Source organism: Leucobacter celer subsp. astrifaciens (assembly GCF_001273835.1).
Classification (GTDB): domain Bacteria; phylum Actinomycetota; class Actinomycetes; order Actinomycetales; family Microbacteriaceae; genus Leucobacter; species Leucobacter celer.
The window spans coordinates 1-251 of the sequence record NZ_JHEI01000199.1; the positions used below are offsets into that span (position 1 = coordinate 1).

A 251-nucleotide genomic window follows, 5' to 3' on the forward strand; every position below is an offset into this window, starting at 1 on the left:
GCATTGGATCCACCTTCGCACCACAAATCCGATCGAAAGTACCTTTGCGACAGTACGTTTGAGGACCAAAGTCACCAAAGGGCCGGGCTCCCGCGCGGCCTGGCTGGCGATGTCCTACCAGCTAATCGAGGCCGCCCAGGCCCGCTGGCGCGCGGTCAACGCCCCACACTTTGTCGCCCTCGTCCGTGCCAGCGCCGTCTTCCACAAGGGCAAGCCGCTCGCACGTCCTCTCGACATCCACCCCGAACCGT

1 pseudogene is annotated in these 251 nt (G+C 64.1%); it reads left to right on the forward strand.

The features are described 5' to 3' along the window. Positions 1–251, forward strand: a pseudogene (locus AMS65_RS18910) (IS256 family transposase); the annotation flags it as partial.